A 300-nucleotide genomic window follows, 5' to 3' on the forward strand; every position below is an offset into this window, starting at 1 on the left:
CGTACGGGACCCCCACCCCGTACGGGACCCCCACCCCGTACGGGAGCGGGCCGGGGACCATCGGGACGCGCTGCTCACGCTCTCCGCGCGGCGCCCCGAGGCCCTCGACGAGGTGGTGGCCCGGCTCGGCCGCCACCTCGCCGACCACCCCGAACTGGCGCTGGAGGACGTCGCGCACACCCTCCAGGTCGGCCGCCGCCCGCACCCGTACCGCAGGGCGCTGGTGTGCCGGGACACCGCCGACGCCGCGCGCCTGCTGCTCTCCCCGGACCGGGCCCCCCACGCCGGCCCCCATCACCC

Annotated in this window: 1 protein-coding gene; it reads left to right on the forward strand. The window is 79.3% G+C overall.

Annotated features, from left to right (window positions below; translation table 11 throughout):
• Positions 1 to 300: CurL C-terminal domain-containing protein (locus ACSNOD_RS31875; RefSeq protein WP_436770534.1), on the forward strand; the 300-nt coding region annotated here is incomplete at both ends.

Source organism: Streptomyces sp. URMC 123, from assembly GCF_051386515.1.
Lineage (GTDB): Bacteria > Actinomycetota > Actinomycetes > Streptomycetales > Streptomycetaceae > Streptomyces.